The following is a 21,341-nucleotide window of genomic DNA, read 5'->3' on the forward strand; positions in this document are numbered from 1 at the left end:
AAAATAAATAAAATGAAAAAATTAGTTTTAGCATATAGTGGAGGTTTAGATACATCGTATTGTGCGGTGCATCTTTCAAAAGATAAAGGATTTGAAGTACATGCAGTAAGTGTAAATACAGGTGGATTTACTTCAGAAGAAATAAAAAAATTGAAGGAAATGCTTATAAAATGGGTGTTTCTACCTATGTGAATATAGATGCTGTTGCCACTTTTTATAACAAAGTTGTAAAGTATCTTATTTACGGAAATGTATTAAAAAATAATACGTATCCACTTTCGGTAAGTGCCGAGCGTATTATTCAAGCTATCGAAATTATAGAATACGCAAAAAGTATAGGAGCAAAATATATTGCACACGGTAGTACGGGTGCAGGAAACGACCAAGTACGTTTCGATATGATTTTTCAAACTTTAGCTCCAGAAATTGAAATTATTACCCCTATTCGTGATGAGAAATTAGCAAGACAAACAGAGATTGATTATTTGGTTGCTAATGGTATAGATATGAACTGGGAAAAGGCAAAGTATTCTGTGAACAAAGGACTTTGGGGAACCAGTGTTGGAGGCGCCGAAACCTTAACATCAGAAAAACCATTACCAGAGGAAGCCTATCCGTCGCAATTAGAAAATTCAGGTTCAGAGAAAGTAACATTAACCTTTAAAAAAGGGGAGTTTGTTGCCTTAAATGGGAACGAAAATGCACCAGAAAAAAATATTGAAGATTTAAATGTAATGGCTTCTAAATATGCCATTGGTAGAGATATTCATGTAGGTGATACTATTGTAGGGATTAAAGGTCGTGTAGGTTTTGAAGCTGCGGCTGCCCTAATTACGATAAAAGCCCATCATTTATTAGAAAAACACACGCTTACAAAATGGCAAATGCAACACAAAGATTACTTATCTAGCTTTTACGGCATGCATTTACACGAAGGTCAGTTTTTAGATCCTGTAATGCGTAACATGGAAGCCTTTTTAGAAAGTAGTCAGGTAAACGTAACAGGAGATGTTGTGGTGACTTTAAAACCATATCATTTTTCTTTAGATGGTATCTCGTCTAAACACGATTTAATGAGTTCTACATTTGCAAGTTATGGAGAAGAAAACAAAGGTTGGACTGCAGATGATGCTAAAGGATTTATTAAAATAATAGGAAATCAAAATAAGATTTATCAACAAGTAAATAACAAATCATGATACAAGCAGGAATTGTTGGAGGTGCGGGATATACGGCAGGAGAACTTATTAGAATTTTAATGTATCATCCTCAAGTAAATATCAATTTTATTTATAGTACATCTAACGCTGGGAACCCAGTAAGTAAAGTACATCAAGATTTAATTGGTTCTACAGATTTAACATTCACAGACACGATTAATGCCGACGTTGATGTTTTGTTTTTATGTTTAGGTCACGGAAATTCAACAGCATTTTTAGATAATAATAGGTTTTCTAAGGCAACTAAAATCATCGATTTAAGTAATGATTTTAGATTAGAAGCAGATGCTAATTTTAACGGAATGGAGTTTGTTTACGGACTTCCAGAACTAAATAAAGAAGCCATTGTTAAAGCTAATTATCTTGCAAATCCAGGCTGCTTTGCTACGGCTATTCAATTGGCTTTATTGCCTTTAGCATCAGACGGAAAATACCAAGAAGATGTTCATGTAAATGCCGTAACAGGTGCTACAGGAGCGGGAACATCGTTATCTGCAACAACACATTTTACTTGGCGAGATAACAACTTTTCGTATTACAAACCGTTTACGCATCAGCATTTAGGAGAAATCAATCAATCGGTGAAGCAATTACAAAGCGATTTCAATTCCGAAATCATTTTTATGCCTAATCGTGGAGATTTTTCAAGAGGAATTTTTGCTACAGCTTATACTAAATACGAAGGGACTTTAGAGGAGGCCAAAGCATTATATAAAGCTTTTTATAAAGATGCTAAATTTACGGTTGTTTCAGACGAAAATATTCATTTAAAACAAGTTGTAAATACGAATAAATGTATTCTTCATTTACATAAACACGGCGATAAATTATTGGTAACAAGTGTTATCGATAACTTGTTAAAAGGTGCTTCGGGCCAAGCGGTTCAGAATATGAATTTAATGTTCGGATTTGAAGAAACTGAAGGATTACAACTTAAAGCCACTTACTTTTAAAAAAAAACCAAATGAAAATTGCTATAATCGGAACAGGAAATTTAGGGTACTCTATTGCTAAAGGTTTAATTATAAACAATGCAATTACGACGCTTTATTTAACCAAGAGAAATGTAGACTCTTTAGAAGAGTTTAAAGGCTATCCAAACGTTACTTTAACCAGTGATAACGTCTTAGCAGCTCAAAAATCTGATATTTTAATATTTGCAGTACAACCTGCGCATTTTGAAAAAGTATTAGCAGAAATTAAACCGCATTTAACAGAAAAGCACGTTTTAATTTCTACAGTAACAGGATTTTTAATTCCTAAAATTGAAACCGTAGTTGGAGAAAATCAGTTTATAATCCGTGCCATGCCAAATACAGCTATTGCAGTGAGTAAATCTATGACCTGCATTTGTAGTAATACCATGGGAGCAAAACGCATTAAAATAGCAGAAGCCATTTTTAAACGTTTGGGACATACGTTGATTATTCCAGAATCGCAAATGCAAGCAGCCACGGTAGTTTGTGCAAGTGGAGTGGCGTTCTGGATGCGCTTAATACGTGCCACCACACAAGCGGCCATTCAGTTAGGTTTTGATGCTGAAGTGGCTCAAGAATTATCAATGCATACCTGCGAAGGTGCAGCCAATTTGTTAATTACAAGTGGGAATCATCCAGAAGAAGAAATTGATAAAGTAACAACGCCAAAGGGCTGTACTATTGAAGGATTAAACGAAATGGAACACAAAGGTTTAAGTTCGTCTTTAATTCAAGGTATGGTGGCGTCTTACAATAAGATTAGCAATATTAAAAAAGAACAAATATGAGTTTGTTTCCAGTATACCCGCTTTACGATATTACACCCGTAAAAGCGAAAGAAGTATTTGTTTACGACGATAAAAATGTAGAATATTTAGATTTATATGGTGGTCATGCCGTAATTTCAATTGGGCATGCGCATCCAACATATGTCGACCGTTTAACCAATCAATTGCAAAACATTGCGTTTTATAGCAATGCGATTCAGAATCCATTACAAGAGCAATTAGCTACAGATTTGGCTGAGTTTTCAAAGTGTAAAGATTACCAATTATTCTTGTGTAATTCGGGAGCAGAAGCTAACGAAAATGCATTGAAATTGGCTTCATTTCACAACGGAAAATCTAAAATGATTGCCTTTAAAAATGGGTTTCACGGCCGTACATCTGCCGCCGTTGCAGCCACCGATAATCCTAAAATTGTAGCACCTTTAAATGCACAACAAGCTGTTGACTTTTTTGAGTTAGGCGATTTAGAAGGTGTGGAACAAGCGTTAAAAAACAACGATGTTTGTGCTGTAATTATTGAATGCATTCAAGGTGTTGGAGGTTTAGACGAAAGTACTACCGAATTTTATAAAGGTTTAGAAACACTATGTAAAACTTACAATACCTGTTTAATTGCAGACGAGGTACAATCTGGATTTGGAAGAACAGGTGATTTTTTCGCCTTTCAAAAACACGGTATTACACCAGATATTATTTCGCTTGCAAAAGGTATGGGTAATGGGTTTCCAATAGGAGGAATTTTAATTCATCCAGAGATTAAAGGCTCGTTTGGTTTATTAGGAACAACCTTTGGGGGAAATCATTTAGCTTGTGCTGCATCATTAGCCGTTTTAGATGTTTTAAAAGCTGAAAACCTATTAGAACACACAAAAAATATGTCGGCTTACTTTATAGAAAAAGCCAACGCTTTACCAAAATTAAAAACGATTAAAGGTCGAGGATTAATGCTTGGATTGGAATTCGATTTCCCAATAGCGGATTTAAGAAAGAAACTTATTTTCGATCATCATATATTTACAGGAAGTGCTAAAAATCCTAATTTACTAAGAATACTTCCGCCATTAACGATTCAAAAAGAACATATAGACGTCTTATTTGAAGCCTTAAAAAAAGAATTAGCTTAAATGAAAAAATACACGCAAATTTCAGATATTTCAAATCTTTCAGAAACCATAAAAGAAGCGATTCTTTTAAAAATGAATCCTTTCGAATACAAACATTTAGGGACGAATAAAACCCTAGTGATGTTGTTTTTTAATTCCAGTTTGCGGACGCGGCTGAGTACAGAAAAAGCTGCGAAAAATTTAGGCATGGAAGTAATGAGTCTGAATGTAAACGATGCGTGGAATTTGGAGTTTGAAGATGGCACAATTATGAATGCTGGAACGTCTGAACATGTTAAAGAAGCCGCTAAAGTTATTTCGCAATATGCCGATATTATTGCTGTGCGTGCGTTTCCAAGTTTAATAGACAAGGAAAAGGATTATGAAGAAATGGTAATTAAAAGTTTCGAAAAATATGCAACGGTGCCTATAGTAAATATGGAAAGTGCAACAGCACACCCCTTACAAGCTTTGGCCGATGCGATTACTATTTCAGAACTATCAGAAAAAGCAAAACCAAAAGTTGTGATGTCTTGGGCTCCACACCCCAAAGCATTGCCGCAAGCCGTGCCCAATTCATTTGTAGAAATGATGCGTAAAATGGATGTAGATTTAACCATTACGCATCCTGAAGGGTATGAGTTAGATCCAGAAATTACGAAAGACACGCCTATAAACTACAATCAAGAAGAGGCGTTAAAAAATGCCGATTTTGTGTATGTGAAAAACTGGAGTAGTTATAAGGATTATGGGCAAGTGTTAAACAGAGACCGTAATTGGATGATGACAGCCGAAAAACTTGGGCATGCTAAATTTATGCACTGTTTACCGGTGAGAAGAAATGTGATTGTTGAAGATGCTGTATTAGATGGCGATCAATCTATTGTGATGCAAGAAGCGAATAACAGAACGTATGCCGCTCAAATTGTAATGAAAGAAATTCTAGAAAATCTATAATATGAAAACACTAAAAGTAGTAAAAATAGGAGGAAATATTATTGATGATGACACTGCCTTAGCTGAATTTTTACAGGGATTTTCGAAGATTGAAGGACCAAAGATATTAGTGCATGGCGGAGGAAAATTAGCTACTAAAATGGCTAAATCTATGAATATAGAAGTGAAAATGACCGATGGTAGACGTATCACCGATGCCGATACTTTAGATATTATTACCATGGTTTACGGTGGGAAAATTAATAAAAATATAGTCGCTCAATTACAAGCCAATGCGTGCAATAGCGTTGGGTTTACGGGAGCCGACGGGAATGCTATTGTTTCAGAAAAACGCCCAGTAAAAACTATCGATTATGGTTTTGTTGGCGATATAAAAACAGTAAACACAGAAGTGCTAGAAGTGCTTTTAAAACATAATGTAACGCCTGTTTTTTGTGCCATTACGCATAATGAAAAAGGTCAGTTATTTAATACAAATGCAGACACAGTTGCTTCAGAATTAGCTATAGCTTTTGCCAATTTATATCAGGTAGAACTTAATTACTGTTTCGAAAAAGATGGCGTTTTACTAGATGTAGACGATCCTAATTCGGTTATAGAAGATATTAATACCGCTAATTATGCTACGCTAAAAGCAGAAGGAGTTATTACAGATGGTATGCTGCCAAAACTAGACAACTGTTTTCATGCCATATCACATCACGTAAGCAAAGTATGCTTAGGTAAACCAAACATGCTATTTAATCAAAACACAAAACATACAACCATTCAAGCCTAATGACGACGCAACAATTAACAGAGGAGGCCATTGCATTACTAAAGAATTTAATTGAAACCCAATCATTTTCTTCAGAAGAAGATAAAACCGCACAGCTAATAGAAGCTTGGTTTAATCATCATAACATACCCTATACGCGCACAAAAAACAACGTTTGGGCACTTAATGCCGATTTTACCGACGGTAAACCAACGATGCTTTTAAATTCGCATCACGACACTGTAAAACCAAATAATGGGTATACTAAAGATCCGTTTAAAGCTATAGTAGAAGACGGAAAATTATACGGTTTAGGGAGTAATGATGCCGGAGGATGTTTGGTGTCCTTAATAGCAACCTTCACTTATTTTTACAATAAAAAAGATTTAAAATACAATTTGGTTATTGTGGCTTCTGCCGAAGAAGAAAGTAGCGGGCCAGATGGTTTAAACAGCATGCTTTCTATTATACCAAAAATAGATGTGGCTATAGTAGGAGAACCAACATTAATGAATTTAGCCGTAGCCGAAAAAGGTTTGGTGGTTTTTGATGCGAAAGTAAAAGGAACACCTAGTCATGCCGCACACCCTAATAACGATAATGCTATTTATAACACCATTCCAGTTTTAAATTGGTTTAAAGATTATAAGTTTGAAAGACCATCTGAAACTTTGGGCGATGTAAAAATGACGGTGTCTCAAATTCACGCGGGGAAACAACATAATGCCATTCCTGCCGAGGTTGAATTGGTGATAGATGTACGTGTAAACGACAAATATACCAATGCGGAAATTAATGATATTTTGGTTAACGAAGCACCTTGTACAGAAATTAAAGCGCGTAGTTTACGTTTAAATTCATCCTCTATTCCTAAAGATCACGAATTGGTGAAAGCGGGAATCGAAATCGGACGTACAACTTACGGGTCGCCTACTTTATCAGATCAATCGGTGTTAAGCTGTTCGTCTTTAAAATTAGGGCCCGGAGATAGCACACGCTCACATTCTGCAGATGAGTTTATTTACATTAATGAAATCGAGGAAGGCGTTGCCATTTACATTCAATTACTAGAAAAAATACTTTAATCATTTAGCGTGAAGGTCGACTTCAAACTAAAATATAAATTAATTGTTCGTGATTAGTTATAAAACTCACGTCATTTTGAACCTATTTTAGGATCTTATTTTTAATGTTTTGATACTAAAATAATGAGATGCTGAAACTAGTTCAGCATGACGGTTAAAAGGGAGTTGTAATTAAAAACGGAAATTCGTTTAATAAAAAAATATAGTTATGAAACTTTGGGATAAAGGTCTTTCAATAGATAAAAAAATAGAACAATTCACTGTTGGAAACGACAGGGAAATCGATATACATATAGCGAAATACGATGTGCAAGCTTCTAAAGCTCACGCGAAAATGCTAAAAAGTATCAATATAATTACAGAGGAAGAATTAGGACAATTACTTGGCGGATTAGACGTTTTGGCTTCGCAAATAGAAGCAGGAACTTTTGTTATTGAGCCAGAATTTGAAGATGTACACTCTAAAATTGAGTTTGAATTAACGAAGACTTTAGGAGAGGTTGGTAAAAAAATACATACAGCACGCTCTAGAAACGATCAAGTTTTAGTTGCGCTTCAGTTGTATTACAAAGCAGAATTAAAAGAAGTACAAGAGAAAACCAAAACGTTTTTCGAAACGCTTTTAGGATTAGCCGAAACTCATAAAGAGAAATTGTTGCCAGGTTATACGCATTTACAAGTAGCTATGCCGTCTTCTTTCGGACTTTGGTTCTCTGCCTATGCCGAGTTGTTAATAGACGATGTGTACATGGTGCAAGCGGTTCAAAAAATAGCAGATCAGAATCCGTTGGGCTCTGCGGCGGGTTATGGAAGTTCGTTTCCTATAGATCGTGATATGACGACTAAGGAGATGGGATTTTCTACCTTAAAGTATAATGTGGTGGCAGCGCAAATGAGTCGTGGTAAAAGTGAACGTGCTATTGCGGCTTCTTTAGGAAGTTTAGCCAATACTTTGGCCCGTTTTGCTATGGATATTTGCCTGTATATGAGTCAGAATTTTGGATTTATTTCTTTTCCAGACGAGTTAACAACGGGAAGTAGTATCATGCCACACAAAAAGAATCCTGATGTATTTGAGTTAATTCGTGGAAAATGTAATAAGATTCAAGCGCTTCAAACCGAAATGGTTTTAATAACAAATAATTTACCAAGCGGATATCATCGAGATTATCAATTACTGAAAGAAAACACCATTCAGGCCTTCGAAGACATCAAGAATATTCTAGATATTTTTAATTTCTCTATTGCGCAAATCAAAGTTAAAGATATCGACCTACACGACGAGAAGTATAAATTTTTATTTACTGTAGATAATATCAATACATTGGTGGTAGACGGCATGTCGTTTAGAGATGCTTATAAAAAAATAGGAGGCGAAGTCGAAGCAGGTACATACACTCCAGATGCGTCTAAAAAACACACGCATTTAGGAAGCATCCATAACTTGGGATTGGATGAAATAAGTCGTAAATTTCCAAAACTTTAATTTAAAAACTGAATAATATGAAACGTTTAAAATATTTAGCTATTGTTTTTGCATCTGTAATGGTATTTAGTTGCGGAAGTAAAGAGGAAAAGAAGTCGGTTGCTAAGGCGCCAACTGCTCCCGAAATGACTGAAACTACTACAGAACCGACAAAAGATATTACAGATGATGCTGTAGTAGAAATTATGATTCATGGTACAGATAAAATGACCTTCGATTTAAAGAAAATTGAAGTCAAAGCCGGGCAAAAAGTAAAGTTAACCTTGATGCATACTGGAAAAATGGCTAAAAATGTGATGGGACATAACTTTGTGCTTCTAAAAAATGGTGTAGACATGCCAACTTTTGCTTCGAAAGCAGCTAGTGCATCCGATCATGATTACATTCCTGAAAATACAGATGCCGTTATTGCATATACAAAACTGCTAGGTGGAGGAGAACAAGATACTATCGAATTTACAGCTCCAGAAGCAGGTGTATACGACTTTTTATGTACGTTCCCAGGTCACTATGCTTTAATGAAAGGTAAGTTTATTGTAGAATAAAAAGTTAGTCTTAGACATAGACCTAATTTAAAATAACGCAAAAAAAAGCATCTTCAATTGAAGATGCTTTTTTCGTTTTGTATGATTAATCTTTTATTAGATAATAGTAGATTGACCTAAGTGGATATTAGAGAAATTATGATTAGAATCTTTGGGATTGCTAATAAAATCTGCAATAAAATCTCCAACCTTAGTTGTTGTAATATTATCGTATTTCGTATTTAAATCTGGTGTTGTAATATGAAGCGATAAAGATTTATCTACAGCCGTTCTAATTAAATCAGCTTCGTCGTTTAAATCGAAATGATCTAATAATAATGCAGCAGATAAAATAGAGGCAATAGGGTTTGCAATACCTTTATTAGTAGCTTGTGGATACGACCCGTGGATAGGCTCGAACATAGCGTGTTTATCTCCCACTGAAGCAGAAGCTAATAACCCGATAGAACCACCAATTACACTTGCTTCGTCGCTAATAATATCTCCAAACATGTTTTCGGTTAAAATAACATCAAATTGTTTAGGATTTAAAATCATTTGCATTGCTGCGTTATCTACGAATAGAAAATCTAATTCTATGTCTTGGTAATTTTGAGCCACTTCGGTAACTACTTTACGCCATAAACGAGAAGTTTCTAGTACGTTTGCTTTGTCTACTAGAGTTACTTTTTTTCTACGAGATTGAGCAGCTTTAAATGCTAAATGTGCAACGCGTTCTATTTCTTCGCGAGAATATTCGCATAAATCTGAAGCCGAATTGCCATCTTCGCTAGTGGCTTTTTTTCCGAAATAAATACCACCAGTAAGCTCGCGGTAAATACTAATATCTGTGCCTTTAATAATGTCTTTCTTTAGTGGCGATTTGCTTAAAAGACTGTCGTAAGCTTTTACAGGTCTTATGTTTGCAAACAATCCTAACGATTTTCTTAGAGCAAGTAAACCTTGCTCTGGACGAACCTTTGCAGACGGATCGTTGTCGTATTTTGGGTGACCAATAGCTCCAAATAATAAAGCATCGCTATTTTTACAAAGATCTAAAGTTGCTTCTGGTAAAGGATCGCCAGTTTCGTCTATGGCAACAGCACCAACAGGAGCAAATTTAAAATTGAAAGTATGATCGTATTCTAAAGCAATGGCTTTAAGAACTTTTATGGCTTGTGCAGTGACTTCAGGTCCTATACCGTCTCCTGCTAAAACTGCTATATTTAGTTTCATAGAATTTATTTTTTAGTGGTCGAAGTACGACTTGATTTTGTTTTATAGGGCAATTTGTTCAGATTTAGCTTCAAAAGCTAAGATGTCTTCTTTTTTACTTAATAAATAATCGATATCGTCGTAACCATTTAGCAGACAGGTTTTTTTGTATGGATCTATTTCAAAAGATTCCGAAAAATCTGTGCCTTTTATTGAAATGGTTTGATGCTCTAAATTTACACTAATTATTGTTTCTGGAGAATTTGTAATGTGATTAAATAAAATCTTTAAAAATTCTGGTGAAACTTGTACAGGAAGAATCCCGTTATTTAGTGCATTTCCTTTAAAAATATCGGCAAAGAAACTTGAAACCACTACTTTAAATCCGTAATCGGCTATTGCCCAAGCCGCATGTTCCCGGCTTGAACCACAACCAAAATTATCGCCGGCAACTAAAATGCTTCCTATATAGGAGGTGTCGTTTAATGGAAATTCGGTATTTAAATCTCCATTTTTTTGATATCTCCAATCTCTAAATAAATTATCTCCAAAACCTTCTCTATCTGTGGCTTTTAAAAAACGTGCTGGGATAATTTGATCTGTATCTATATTTTCAATGTCTAATGGAATGGCTCTAGACTGAAATGTTGTAAACTTTTCCATTTAGTTTAAGTGTTTTGTAATGTCAATAATTTTTCCTTCTACCGCCGTTGCCGCTGCTACCAACGGACTTGCTAAAATGGTTCTAGCGCCTTGTCCTTGGCGACCTTCAAAATTTCTATTCGATGTAGAAACGCAATATTCGTTTTGCGGAATTTTGTCGTCGTTCATGGCTAAACAGGCCGAACATCCAGGTTGACGAAGTTCGAATCCAGCTTCTATAAAAATATCTTTTAAGCCTTCTTCTATAATTTGAGCTTCAACCAATTTACTTCCTGGTACTAACCAAGCTGTAACATTAGGTGCCTTTTGTTTGCCTTTAATATATTCTGCAGCCACTCTAAAATCTTCAATTCTAGAATTGGTACAGCTCCCTATAAACACGTAATTAATAGGTTTATTGACAAGCGATTCTCCTTTCTTGAAATCCATATATTTCAACGATTTTTCAAAAGAAACATCGTTTAATGTAGGGATGTTGCCAGAAACTTTAATTCCCATTCCAGGGTTAGTACCGTAAGTTACCATAGGTTCTATGTCCTCGGCATCGAAAAAATATTCTTTATCGAATGTAGCTCCTTCATCTGTAGGAAGCGTTTTCCAATAGGCTACTTTTTTCTCGAATTCTTCTCCTTTCGGAGCCATTTCGCGACCTTCAACATAATCAAAAGTTGTTTGGTCTGGTGCAATCATTCCACCACGAGCTCCCATTTCTATACTCATATTACAAACCGTCATACGGCCTTCCATACTCATATTTTCAAAAACGTCGCCGGCATATTCACAGAAATATCCTGTACCTGCGTTGGTTCCTAATTTAGAAATGATGTATAAAATAACATCTTTAGGAAGTACGCCTTTTTTTAACTTCCCGTTTACCGAAACACGTAAACTTTTAGGTTTTGTTAAAAGTAAACACTGACTAGCAAAAACTTGAGCAACCTGACTGGTGCCAATTCCAAAAGCAATAGTTCCAAATGCACCATGTGTAGATGTGTGACTGTCTCCACAAACTATGGTCATCCCGGGTTGTGTGATACCTAATTCGGGTGCCATAACGTGCACTATTCCATTGTATTTGTGACCTAATTCAAATAATGTGATTCCGTTGTCGGCACAGTTTTTTGATAGCTGCTCAAGCTGATGTCTAGATAGTGTATCTTGTACTGGTAAATGTTGATTTGTTGTTGGTGTATTATGATCTGCTGTTGCCACAATTTGCTTAGGTCTAAAAATAGGAATATCTCTATCTTTTAACTCATTAAAAGCTTGTGGGCTTGTTACTTCATGTATTAAATGTTTGTCTATGTACAATATTTGTGGGCCATTCTCTATAGCGTCAACAACATGTGCATCCCAAACTTTATCGAATAATGTCTTTTTCATTTCAATTTAATTTTGCTATTTCTAATTTGAAATAGACTTTTGGCTTAATGTATTAAGCGGAAATAATTTGATTATAAACGCTACTAGTTTCAATAATTTGATGGATATCTGAATCGTTTACTTCTTTTTTAACATCTGCAAAGTTTAAGAAGTTAGCATAAACTACATCTAACTGTAATTTTGTTAATTCGTAACCTACATTTTTAGCTCTATATGCTAATGCGGCTCTACCGCTTCTTGCTGTTAATACTATAGCCGATTCTGTAACACCCACGTCTTTAGGATCTATTATTTCGTAAGTTTCACGATTTTTAATAACACCATCTTGATGAATTCCCGAACTGTGTGCAAATGCATTTGCTCCTACAATAGCTTTATTTGGCTGGGTGTAAATTCCCATATGTTCAGAAACCATTTGGCTCGTGCTATATAATAAAGACGTATTAATATTGGTGTCTAAGTTTAAAGTTGGGTGTTGTTTTAAAATCATAACAACTTCTTCTAATGCTGTATTACCAGCACGTTCTCCAATACCATTAATAGTACATTCTATTTGTCTAGCACCGTTAATAACACCTTCAATAGAATTTGCAGTAGCTAAACCTAAATCGTTGTGGCAGTGGCAAGATAAAATGGCTTTTTCAATACCTTTAACGTTCTCCTTTAAGTATTTCATTTTAGCGCCATATTCACTAGGTAAGCAGTATCCAGTGGTATCTGGAATATTTAAAACAGTTGCTCCAGCTTTAATTACCGCTTCGCAAACTCGTGCTAAATAGTCGTTATCGGTACGTCCAGCATCTTCGGCATAAAATTCTACATCTTCTGCAAATGTTTTTGCATAACGCACAGCTCTTACTGCACGCTCGATGATGGCATCGCGATTAGAAGAAAATTTAAATTTTATATGAGAGTCTGAAGTTCCTATACCGGTATGAATTCTAGGTTTCTTAGCAAAACGCAAGGCTTCTCCCGCTACTTTTATATCATTTTCTACAGATCTGGTAAGACCACAAACTGTTGCATTCTTTACGATTTTTGAAATGGCTTCTACTGAAGCGAAATCTCCCGGACTTGACACAGGAAAACCTGCTTCTATAACATCAACTCCTAGGGTATCAAGTCGTTCAGCAATGATTATTTTTTGCTCTTTGTTTAACTTGCAACCTGGGACTTGTTCGCCATCGCGAAGCGTCGTGTCAAATATTTGAATGTTAGTATATGACATGTATCTAAATTTATTTTCTTATTGTTCTACGAATTTATATTTTACTTTTGTGAGAAGAATACCTTATATTGTTATTTTTACGATGTTTAAAAGGATTTAAACATATTTAAGTATCTGAAAATCAATAAATTATAATACATATTATTTGATGATAAAAGACCAAAAAGATAATTTGTTTTTATTAGTTAAGTCTTTAACCAAGTCCGAAAAGCGACAGTTTAAACTTTACGTTGGACGATTGGGTGTAAATACCGATTCTAAATTTTTAAACCTCTTCAATATTCTAGATAAATTAACGGTTTACGATGAAGATTTTATCTTGAAAAATGGCGATGTTAAAAAGCAACAGTTAGCTAACGTTAAAGCACATTTATACAAGCAAATATTAATTAGTTTAAAGTTGAACCCATCGCATCAAAATATTAGATCGCAGATTAGGGAACAACTAGATTTTGCCTCTATTTTATACCATAAAGGATTATATAAGCAGAGTTTAAAAATTTTAGATAAATCGAAAGAGCTTTCTATACAAAACGAAGAAAAAAATTTAGCTTATGAAATTGTTGAGTTCGAAAAGTTAATCGAATCGCAATACATTACTCGAAGTATTGGTGGCCGAGCAGATGAACTTACAATCCAAGCCAAGGAGTTAAGTGCATTAAATGTTATAGCAAGTAAATTATCTAACTTATCGCTACAGTTATACGGATTGTTTTTAAAAACGGGCTACGTAAGAAACGAAGATGAAGGCGAACAAGTAAAATCGTATTTCTATAAAAGATTACCAAAATACAATATAAAAGATTTAGGATTCAGAGAGAAATTATGGCTGTATAACGCATATTTATGGTTTAGTTTTTTAATGCAAGATTTTAAAAATTGCTATAAATACGCTTCAAAATGGGTGGATTTATTTTACGAAAATCCAAGCATGATTAACCTAAATCCGGTATTCTTTTTAAAGGGAAATAATTATTTATTAGAAGCCTTATTTTTTGTGCGTAGCCGAAATAAGTTCGAGGAAGCTTTAATTAGGTTAGAAGCGATTGTAGAAGATAAATCGTTTTTAAGAGACGAAAATGTCGAAGCTTTGGCGTTTTTATATTTAAACTTAAATAAAGTGAATTTGCATTTTATTGATGGCACGTTTCAAGATGGGTTAAAGTTAATTCCTAAAATAGAAACAGATTTAAAGCGCTTTTCGAACAGAATAGACGAGCATCACACCATGATTTTCTATTATAAATTTGCGAGTTTATATTTTGGTGCCGGCGATAATAAAATGTGTATTGCTTATCTAGATAAAATTATTTCTAATAAAACCTTGTCTATGCGCGAGGATTTATTGTGCTTTTCAAGAGTACTAAATTTAGTGGCTCATTACGAGGCTGGTTTAGACTACCATATAGAAACTTTGTTAAGAAGTACCTATAAATTCTTGATTAAAATGAACGACATGCACGAAGTTCAAAAAGAAATGATAAAGTTTATTAAAGGCTTACAAGATGTGTATCCGCAGGACATTAAGAAAGCATTTTCTCAATTAAGAGACACTTTAAAAACCTACGAAAATCATCCGTTTGAAAGACGAGCATTCCTGTATTTAGATATTATTTCTTGGTTAGAAAGTAAAATTGAAAACAAACCTGTAGGACAAATAATTAGAGAAAAATATTTAGCAGAGAATAAGGGTTAGAACCACTTTTTTTGTAAATAAGTAGTAAATTATTTGGAAAATCAACTTTTCTAACTGAATATTTGCACTCACAAAGTTCAATACCATATTGAAATGTTATCAAGAAAGGTGGAGGGATTAGACCCGCTGAAACCTTAGCAACCCTTTAAATTATAAAGAAGGTGCTAAATTCTACTTGAATACCGATTCATTTATCGGCGATTTAGATAGATAACTAAACGAAATTGCATTCAGTAATTTTTATTATTTTCTTTTTAACATTTTTCTATTAAGTACGCCTCATCGGCGCATTTGACTTTTGGTTTTAATCCATTTATTAACTCAAAAGAAAGAAAAATGAGTACTCAAAAATTCGCAACTCAAGCGTTGCACGCAGGCCACGACGTAACTAAAAACGCAGGTACACGAGCCGTGCCAATTTACCAAACATCATCGTATGTGTTCGAAAACTCAGACCATGCAGCCAACTTATTTGCTTTGTCAGAACCAGGTTACATTTACACGCGACTTAACAACCCAACAAACGATGTGCTAGAACAACGTTTGGCAACTATCGAAGGTGGTTTAGCAGCAGTGGTTACGGCATCGGGAGCTTCGGCAATTACAACAGCATTATTAACTCTATTACGCGCAGGCGATCATATTGTCGCGTCTAGTAGTTTGTATGGCGGAACCTATAATTTACTAGCGGTAACTTTGCCAAGACATGGTGTTACTACAACATTTGTAGATCCTTCAGACGCTGAAAATTTTCAAGCAGCTATTCAAGACAATACTAGAGCTGTGTTTATCGAATCTTTAGGAAATCCGAAACTTGATGTTTTAGATATCGAAGCCATTGCTAAAGTTTCAAAAGCAAATAACATTCCTTTAATTGTAGATAATACGGTAGCTTCACCTGCCTTATTAAACCCTATAAAATATGGTGCTAATATTGTAATTCATTCCTTAACTAAATATATTAATGGTAACGGAACTAGTTTAGGAGGAGTCATTATCGATGCAGGAACTTTTAATTGGGCAAATGGAAAATTTCCTGAGTTTACAGAGCCTTCGGCGGGGTATCACGGTTTAGTGTATAGCGAGGTTTTAAAAGAAGCAGCATTTATTGCTAAAGTAAGAATTGAAGGGTTACGCGATTATGGAAGTGCCTTGAGTCCGTTTAATGCGTTTCAAATTATTCAAGGTTTAGAGACTTTAGAAATTAGAATTAAAAAACATAGTGAAAATGCTTTAGCATTAGCACAGTGGTTAGAAGGTTTAGACGAGATTGCTTGGGTAAATTATCCAGGTTTAGAAAGTAGTAAATATAAAACCTTAGCCGATAAATACCTTCCGAAAGGACAAAGCGGATTAGTAACTTTTGGACATAAAGGAGGTTTTGAGGCCGCTAAAATTATTCAGAATAACACCAAATTGTTCTCACTTTTAGCGAATATTGGCGATACTAAATCTTTAATTATTCATCCTTCTAGTACAACACATCAGCAGTTAGACGAAGCTGCCCAAAACGCTTCTGGAGTAACTACCGATTTAATTCGTTTGTCTGCAGGAATAGAGGATTTAGAAGATTTAAAAGCCGATTTAACACAGGCTTTTGCAGCCATTAAAAACGTCTAAATTTCTTTAATTTTCAGCCCTTTTAATTTGTAGCTTTTATATCTTGCAGCATGAACAATTTACAACATATTTCATTAGAATCTTATAAGACCATTAGCGGTGTCGAATTGCCTATTCAGCTTTCTTACGAAGTCTTTGGGCAACCCTTACACGAAGCGCCAATTGTGTTGGTTAATCACGCCTTAACAGGTAACAGTAATGTGGCTGGTGTTGGCGGTTGGTGGAGCGATCTTATAGGCGATAATAAAGTCATAGATACCAAGAAATATACGGTGATATCTTTCAATATTCCGGGTAATGGTTATGACGGATTTATAATAGAAAATTATAAAGATTTTGTAGCTCGAGATATAGCAAATATCTTTTTAAAAGGGCTAGATATTTTAAATATAAAAGAACTTTTTGCCATTATTGGTGGTTCTTTAGGAGGTGGGATTGCCTGGGAAATGGCTGTTATGGCTCCAACATTAGCAGAGAATTTAGTGTTTGTAGCTACCGATTGGAAATCGACCGACTGGTTAATAGCGAATTGTCAAATTCAGGAACAATTTTTAACTAATTCTAGTAACCCGGTTTCAGATGCGCGGATGCATGCTATGTTGTGCTACAGAACGCCAAAATCGTTTAAAGAACGCTTCCACAGAAGTAAAAATGAAGATTTAGAAATTTTTAATGTAGAAAGTTGGTTGTTGCATCACGGAAACAAATTGCAGGAACGTTTTCAGCTTTCAGCTTATAAATTAATGAATCAGTTGTTAAAAACAATCGATGTTACCAAAGGTCGCCCAGACGATGTGAATGTATTAGATATCATTCAGTCTAATATCGCCATTGTAGGTGTAGATACAGATTTGTTTTTCACTGCTGAAGAAAATAGGGAAACCCAAAAACAGCTCGCACTTACGCATCCAAATGTTACTTATAATGAAATTCATTCCGATCACGGTCACGATGCCTTTTTGATGGAATTTGAACAATTAGAAACTATAATTGAAGGTATTTTTAAGCCCGAGTTAAAGAACAAACGTATGAAAGTATTAAAATTTGGAGGGAAATCTTTAGCAAATGGTGAGGGTTTAGAAACGGTTCTTAATATTATAGAAAATAAAGTTAAGAACGATGAGAAAATTACCGTTGTGCTATCGGCAAGAGGAAATTCTACAGATGAGTTAGAAGCGATTTTAGATAAAGCCAAAAACGACGAGCCATATAAAAAAGACTTAGAAGCCTTTAAAGCTTACCAAATAGAACCTTGTCCGGATATCGATTTTTCTGAAGAATTTTCGGTGCTAGATAAAGTGTTTGGTGGCGTAAAATTATTAGGCGATTATAGCAATAAAATTAAAGATGAGGTTCTCGCACAAGGCGAATTGTTGTCTGTAAAACTAGTTGCCAAATTACTTAACGACAGAGGTGTTCAGGCACATGCTACAGATTCTAGGTTACTTATAAAAACAGATGATACTTATGGTAATGCACAGCCAAATACCAAAGTATCTAAAGACAATGTATTAAAACATTTTAAAAGACATAATGGCGATACGGTAAATATTGTCACTGGCTTTATTGCTTCGAATAAAGATAACAAAACCACAACTTTAGGGAGAAACGGAAGTAATTATTCTGCATCCTTGCTAGCTAATTTTTTAGATGCTGAAGAGTTGCAAAATTACACACATGTAAATGGTATTTATACGGCCAATCCAGATTTGGTGCCAGATGCTAAAAAATTGAAGAATTATCGTTTGCAGAGGCTAACGAATTAGCCAATTTTGGAGCTACCGTATTACATGCAAAAACCATAATTCCGTTATTAGAGAAAAATATTTCACTCCGAATTTTAAATACCTTTAATAGTGGCGATAACGGTACTTTAATTACAGCTAAAACGAGTTCTAAAGGAATCAGGTCGCTTTCGGTTTTAGATAATGTGGCCTTAATTAATCTTGAAGGACGTGGTTTACTAGGGAAAGTAGGAGTCGATGCTCGCGTATTTAAAACCTTAAGTGCGAACGATATTAGTGTAAGTATAATTTCGCAAGGATCATCGGAACGAGGTTTAGGTTTGGTGGTCGATGCCAAAAAAGCCTCGCAAGCTGTCGTTGCTTTAGAACGTGAATTCGAAACCGATTTTTATGTTCAGGACGTTAATAAAATTGGAATTATAGACGATGTAGCTGTAATTTCTATTGTTGGGCAGGATTTAAGTACGTTCCATAAACCTTTTAATGCATTAATTAAAAACCAGATTGTTCCATTACTTTTCAATAATACCATTACCGGCGAAAATGTAAGTTTAGTGGTTAGAAAATCGCAACTTCACAAAGCCTTGAACGTGATTCACGGTGAGATTTTTGGGATGTCTAAAAAAATAAACTTGGCCATTTTTGGTCATGGATTAGTGGGAGGTACCTTAATAGACCAAATTATTGCCTCGGCAAGCGATATAGAAAAACGCAAGGGGATTAAACTAAATATTTTTGCTATTGCGAACTCTAAACAAGCCTTGTTTAATAAAAAAGGCATGGATGAAAATTGGAGAGCCGCACTTCAAGAAAAGGGAAAGCCATATACATTTGACAGTTTAGTGGAGTATACCAAGAAGCATCATTTAGAAAATTTAATTGCTATAGATAATACGGCTAGCGCGCAATTTGTATCGCATTATATTCCGTTAGTAGAACATGGTTTCGACCTAGTGTCTTCAAACAAAATCGCGAATACTATCGATTTTAAATTTTATAGCGATTTGCGAAAAACACTAGCGAAAAATCAGAAAAATTATCTTTACGAAACAAATGTTGGTGCCGGCTTACCATTAATTGATACTATAAAATTATTACACTTATCGGGAGAAAATATCACTAAAATTAGAGGGGTATTTTCTGGGTCGTTAAGTTATTTATTCAATAATTATTCACTTAAAAACGAGCCGTTTTCTAAGATTTTACAAGAGGCGGTCGATAAAGGATTTACAGAGCCAGACCCTCGGGAAGATTTATGTGGAAACGATGTTGCTAGAAAATTACTAATTTTAGCCCGAGAACTCGATTTACATAACGAGATTGCCGATGTAGATATCCAGAACTTAATTCCTGAAAATTTACGTGAAATCGATGCAGATTCATTTTTAAAATCATTTTCAGAAATGGATGCCCTATATCAAGGGATAAAAGAAGAGCAAAAGCCAGGACATGTATTGCGATATATAGGCGATTTACACGGGAATTTAGCCGACGAAAAAGGAGCTAAATTAGAAGTGAAATTAGTTTCGGTTCCAGAAAGTTCACCATTAGGATCTTTAAAAGGATCGGACTCTATTTTCGAAATTTATACCGAGTCTTATGGCGATCAGCCTGTGGTTATACAGGGGGCAGGTGCAGGCGCAGCAGTAACCGCTCGTGGGGTATTTGGAGATATTTTAAGATTAACAGAAAAAAACACCAATTAATATAATGAAAGAGAATCATTTTGAAACGGAAGCCATTAGAACACAAACAGAGCGTTCGCAATTTTTAGAACATTCAACACCACTTTATTTAAGTTCGAGTTTTGTGTTCGAAGATGCCGAAGATATGCGTGCGTCTTTTACGGAAGAAAAAGATAGAAATATTTATAGCCGTTTTACAAATCCGAATACCTCAGAATTTGTAGAAAAAGTGTGTAAAATGGAAGGTGCAGAGGCAGGTTATGCATTTGCAACGGGTATGTCTGCTGTATTTTCAACATTTGCGGCGTTATTAAATAGCGGCGATCATATCGTATCGGCAAGTTCTGTGTTTGGATCTACGCACACCTTGTTTACTAAATATCTTCCGAAGTGGAATATAGAAACCTCTTACTTTAATGTAAAAGATGTAGATAAGATAGAGAGCTTAATCCAGCCTAACACCAAAATTTTGTACGCCGAAAGTCCTACCAACCCTGCCGTGGATATTTTAGATTTGGAGGTTTTAGGAAATATTGCTAAAAAGCATAATATTTTATTGGTAATAGACAATTGTTTTGCGACACCGTATTTACAACAGCCTATAACGTTTGGAGCAGATATAGTGATTCATTCTGCAACAAAATTAATGGATGGTCAAGGTCGTGTTTTAGGAGGTGTAGCCGTAGGTCGTGCCGATTTAATTCGCGAAATCTACTTGTTTTCAAGAAATACTGGGCCTGCTTTATCGCCGTTTAATGCTTGGGTGTTATCTAAAAGTTTAGAAACTTTATCGGTTCGTGTCGATAAACATTGTGAAAATGCGGTAAAAGTAGCCGAGTTTTTAGAGGGGCATGAAAATGTGTCTTTAGTAAAATATCCGTTTTTAAAATCTCATCCACAGTACGATATTGCGAAAAAGCAAATGAAACTAGGTGGAAATATTATTGCTTTTGAAGTAAAAGGAGGTGTAGAAGGAGGCCGTGCCTTTTTAAATAAAATAAAAGTATTGTCTTTGTCTGCAAATTTAGGAGATACACGTACCATAGTTACGCACCCAGCCTCTACAACGCATAGTAAATTAAGCACGGAAGATAGAATGGAAACCGGAATATCTGATGGTTTAGTAAGAATTTCTGTAGGTTTAGAACATACAGATGATATTATTAACGATTTAAATCAGGCTTTAAATTAATTCTGAAAAAGGAGTAT

General features: G+C 35.1%; 15 protein-coding genes, 2 pseudogenes and 1 riboswitch. Of the genes and pseudogenes, 13 read left to right on the forward strand and 4 right to left on the reverse strand.

The features are described from left to right. Positions 1-12: 12 nt before the first annotated feature. The 9 genes and pseudogenes from A9D35_RS18950 to azu all read left to right on the forward strand — a co-directional run bounded on the left by A9D35_RS18950 (position 13) and on the right by azu (position 8,918). Positions 13-1,199, forward strand: a pseudogene (locus tag A9D35_RS18950) (argininosuccinate synthase). After that, positions 1,196-2,173, forward strand: coding sequence for an N-acetyl-gamma-glutamyl-phosphate reductase (argC, locus tag A9D35_RS13685; protein WP_066223911.1), 978 nt, complete (start codon positions 1,196-1,198; stop codon positions 2,171-2,173). Before A9D35_RS18950 ends, argC begins: the two are co-directional and overlap by 4 nt. A gap of 11 nt (positions 2,174-2,184) precedes the next feature. Then, the gene (gene proC, locus A9D35_RS13690) at positions 2,185-2,985 is read left to right on the forward strand and encodes a pyrroline-5-carboxylate reductase (protein WP_066223913.1); all 801 of its coding nucleotides are present in this window, start codon (positions 2,185-2,187) and stop codon (positions 2,983-2,985) included. Next, the gene (locus A9D35_RS13695; RefSeq protein ID WP_066223914.1) at positions 2,982-4,109 is read left to right on the forward strand and encodes an aspartate aminotransferase family protein; all 1,128 of its coding nucleotides are present in this window, start codon (positions 2,982-2,984) and stop codon (positions 4,107-4,109) included. The genes proC and A9D35_RS13695 overlap by 4 nt, the downstream gene beginning before the upstream one ends. Continuing rightward, positions 4,110-5,045, forward strand: a complete 936-nt coding sequence (locus A9D35_RS13700) for a Rossmann-fold NAD(P)-binding domain-containing protein (RefSeq protein ID WP_066223916.1) — start codon at positions 4,110-4,112, stop codon at positions 5,043-5,045. A gap of 1 nt (position 5,046) precedes the next feature. Continuing rightward, entirely contained in the window at positions 5,047-5,823 is a 777-nt protein-coding gene (argB, locus tag A9D35_RS13705) for an acetylglutamate kinase (protein ID WP_066223918.1), read from the forward strand. Beyond that, the gene (locus A9D35_RS13710; RefSeq protein WP_066223920.1) at positions 5,823-6,887 is read left to right on the forward strand and encodes a M20 family metallo-hydrolase; all 1,065 of its coding nucleotides are present in this window, start codon (positions 5,823-5,825) and stop codon (positions 6,885-6,887) included. The genes argB and A9D35_RS13710 overlap by 1 nt, the downstream gene beginning before the upstream one ends. 208 nt (positions 6,888-7,095) lie before the next feature. Further along, on the forward strand, positions 7,096-8,373 hold the full coding sequence (gene argH / locus A9D35_RS13715; RefSeq protein ID WP_066223922.1) for an argininosuccinate lyase: 1,278 nt from the start codon (positions 7,096-7,098) through the stop codon (positions 8,371-8,373). Between the two features lie 17 nt (positions 8,374-8,390). Continuing rightward, on the forward strand, positions 8,391-8,918 hold the full coding sequence (azu, locus tag A9D35_RS13720; RefSeq protein ID WP_066223924.1) for an azurin: 528 nt from the start codon (positions 8,391-8,393) through the stop codon (positions 8,916-8,918). Between the two features lie 96 nt (positions 8,919-9,014). On the opposite strand, the gene leuB is transcribed toward azu, so the two are convergent. Genes leuB through A9D35_RS13740 form a run of 4 tightly spaced genes read right to left on the reverse strand, consistent with a single transcriptional unit; the run spans position 9,015 to position 13,386 of the window. Next, the gene (leuB, locus tag A9D35_RS13725; RefSeq protein WP_066223926.1) at positions 9,015-10,133 is read right to left on the reverse strand and encodes a 3-isopropylmalate dehydrogenase; all 1,119 of its coding nucleotides are present in this window, start codon (positions 10,131-10,133) and stop codon (positions 9,015-9,017) included. A gap of 42 nt (positions 10,134-10,175) precedes the next feature. Continuing rightward, a complete protein-coding gene (leuD, locus tag A9D35_RS13730; RefSeq protein ID WP_066223927.1) occupies positions 10,176-10,775 on the reverse strand; it encodes a 3-isopropylmalate dehydratase small subunit in 600 nt (199 codons plus the stop codon). Continuing rightward, on the reverse strand, positions 10,776-12,158 hold the full coding sequence (gene leuC / locus A9D35_RS13735) for a 3-isopropylmalate dehydratase large subunit (RefSeq protein ID WP_066223928.1): 1,383 nt from the start codon (positions 12,156-12,158) through the stop codon (positions 10,776-10,778). A gap of 52 nt (positions 12,159-12,210) precedes the next feature. After that, positions 12,211-13,386, reverse strand: coding sequence for a 2-isopropylmalate synthase (locus tag A9D35_RS13740; RefSeq protein WP_083191711.1), 1,176 nt, complete (start codon positions 13,384-13,386; stop codon positions 12,211-12,213). Between the two features lie 148 nt (positions 13,387-13,534). On the opposite strand from A9D35_RS13740, the gene A9D35_RS13745 reads away from it, so the two are divergent. The 4 genes and pseudogenes from A9D35_RS13745 to A9D35_RS13760 all read left to right on the forward strand — a co-directional run bounded on the left by A9D35_RS13745 (position 13,535) and on the right by A9D35_RS13760 (position 21,324). Further along, entirely contained in the window at positions 13,535-15,082 is a 1,548-nt protein-coding gene (locus A9D35_RS13745) for a hypothetical protein (RefSeq protein ID WP_066223930.1), read from the forward strand. Between the two features lie 93 nt (positions 15,083-15,175). Beyond that, positions 15,176-15,299, forward strand: a riboswitch (SAM riboswitch). Between the two features lie 119 nt (positions 15,300-15,418). Then, positions 15,419-16,702: an O-acetylhomoserine aminocarboxypropyltransferase/cysteine synthase family protein gene (locus tag A9D35_RS13750; RefSeq protein ID WP_066223931.1), complete on the forward strand. Its 1,284-nt coding sequence runs from the start codon at positions 15,419-15,421 to the stop codon at positions 16,700-16,702. A gap of 50 nt (positions 16,703-16,752) precedes the next feature. Next, a pseudogene (gene thrA / locus A9D35_RS13755) lies at positions 16,753-20,153 on the forward strand (bifunctional aspartate kinase/homoserine dehydrogenase I). A gap of 4 nt (positions 20,154-20,157) precedes the next feature. Continuing rightward, positions 20,158-21,324 (forward strand): trans-sulfuration enzyme family protein, encoded by a 1,167-nt coding sequence (locus A9D35_RS13760; protein ID WP_066223935.1) that lies wholly within the window; start codon positions 20,158-20,160, stop codon positions 21,322-21,324. The last annotated feature ends 17 nt before the right edge of the window (positions 21,325-21,341 follow it).

The organism is Formosa haliotis (genome assembly GCF_001685485.1).
In the GTDB taxonomy this organism is placed as follows: Bacteria; Bacteroidota; Bacteroidia; order Flavobacteriales; family Flavobacteriaceae; genus Formosa; species Formosa haliotis.

What these genes read in the sequence shown, in the direction of transcription:
- argH (WP_066223922.1), top strand. Translation starts at nt 7,096, where the DNA reads ATGAAACTTTGGGATAAAGGTCTTTCAATAGATAAAAAAATAGAACAA.
- A9D35_RS13740 (WP_083191711.1), bottom strand. Translation starts at nt 13,386, where the DNA reads ATGTCATATACTAACATTCAAATATTTGACACGACGCTTCGCGATGGC.
- leuB (WP_066223926.1), bottom strand. Translation starts at nt 10,133, where the DNA reads ATGAAACTAAATATAGCAGTTTTAGCAGGAGACGGTATAGGACCTGAA.
- proC (WP_066223913.1), top strand. Translation starts at nt 2,185, where the DNA reads ATGAAAATTGCTATAATCGGAACAGGAAATTTAGGGTACTCTATTGCT.
- A9D35_RS13750 (WP_066223931.1), top strand. Translation starts at nt 15,419, where the DNA reads ATGAGTACTCAAAAATTCGCAACTCAAGCGTTGCACGCAGGCCACGAC.
- argC (WP_066223911.1), top strand. Translation starts at nt 1,196, where the DNA reads ATGATACAAGCAGGAATTGTTGGAGGTGCGGGATATACGGCAGGAGAA.
- A9D35_RS13700 (WP_066223916.1), top strand. Translation starts at nt 4,110, where the DNA reads ATGAAAAAATACACGCAAATTTCAGATATTTCAAATCTTTCAGAAACC.
- A9D35_RS13760 (WP_066223935.1), top strand. Translation starts at nt 20,158, where the DNA reads ATGAAAGAGAATCATTTTGAAACGGAAGCCATTAGAACACAAACAGAG.
- A9D35_RS13745 (WP_066223930.1), top strand. Translation starts at nt 13,535, where the DNA reads ATGATAAAAGACCAAAAAGATAATTTGTTTTTATTAGTTAAGTCTTTA.
- argB (WP_066223918.1), top strand. Translation starts at nt 5,047, where the DNA reads ATGAAAACACTAAAAGTAGTAAAAATAGGAGGAAATATTATTGATGAT.
- A9D35_RS13710 (WP_066223920.1), top strand. Translation starts at nt 5,823, where the DNA reads ATGACGACGCAACAATTAACAGAGGAGGCCATTGCATTACTAAAGAAT.
- A9D35_RS13695 (WP_066223914.1), top strand. Translation starts at nt 2,982, where the DNA reads ATGAGTTTGTTTCCAGTATACCCGCTTTACGATATTACACCCGTAAAA.
- azu (WP_066223924.1), top strand. Translation starts at nt 8,391, where the DNA reads ATGAAACGTTTAAAATATTTAGCTATTGTTTTTGCATCTGTAATGGTA.
- leuC (WP_066223928.1), bottom strand. Translation starts at nt 12,158, where the DNA reads ATGAAAAAGACATTATTCGATAAAGTTTGGGATGCACATGTTGTTGAC.
- leuD (WP_066223927.1), bottom strand. Translation starts at nt 10,775, where the DNA reads ATGGAAAAGTTTACAACATTTCAGTCTAGAGCCATTCCATTAGACATT.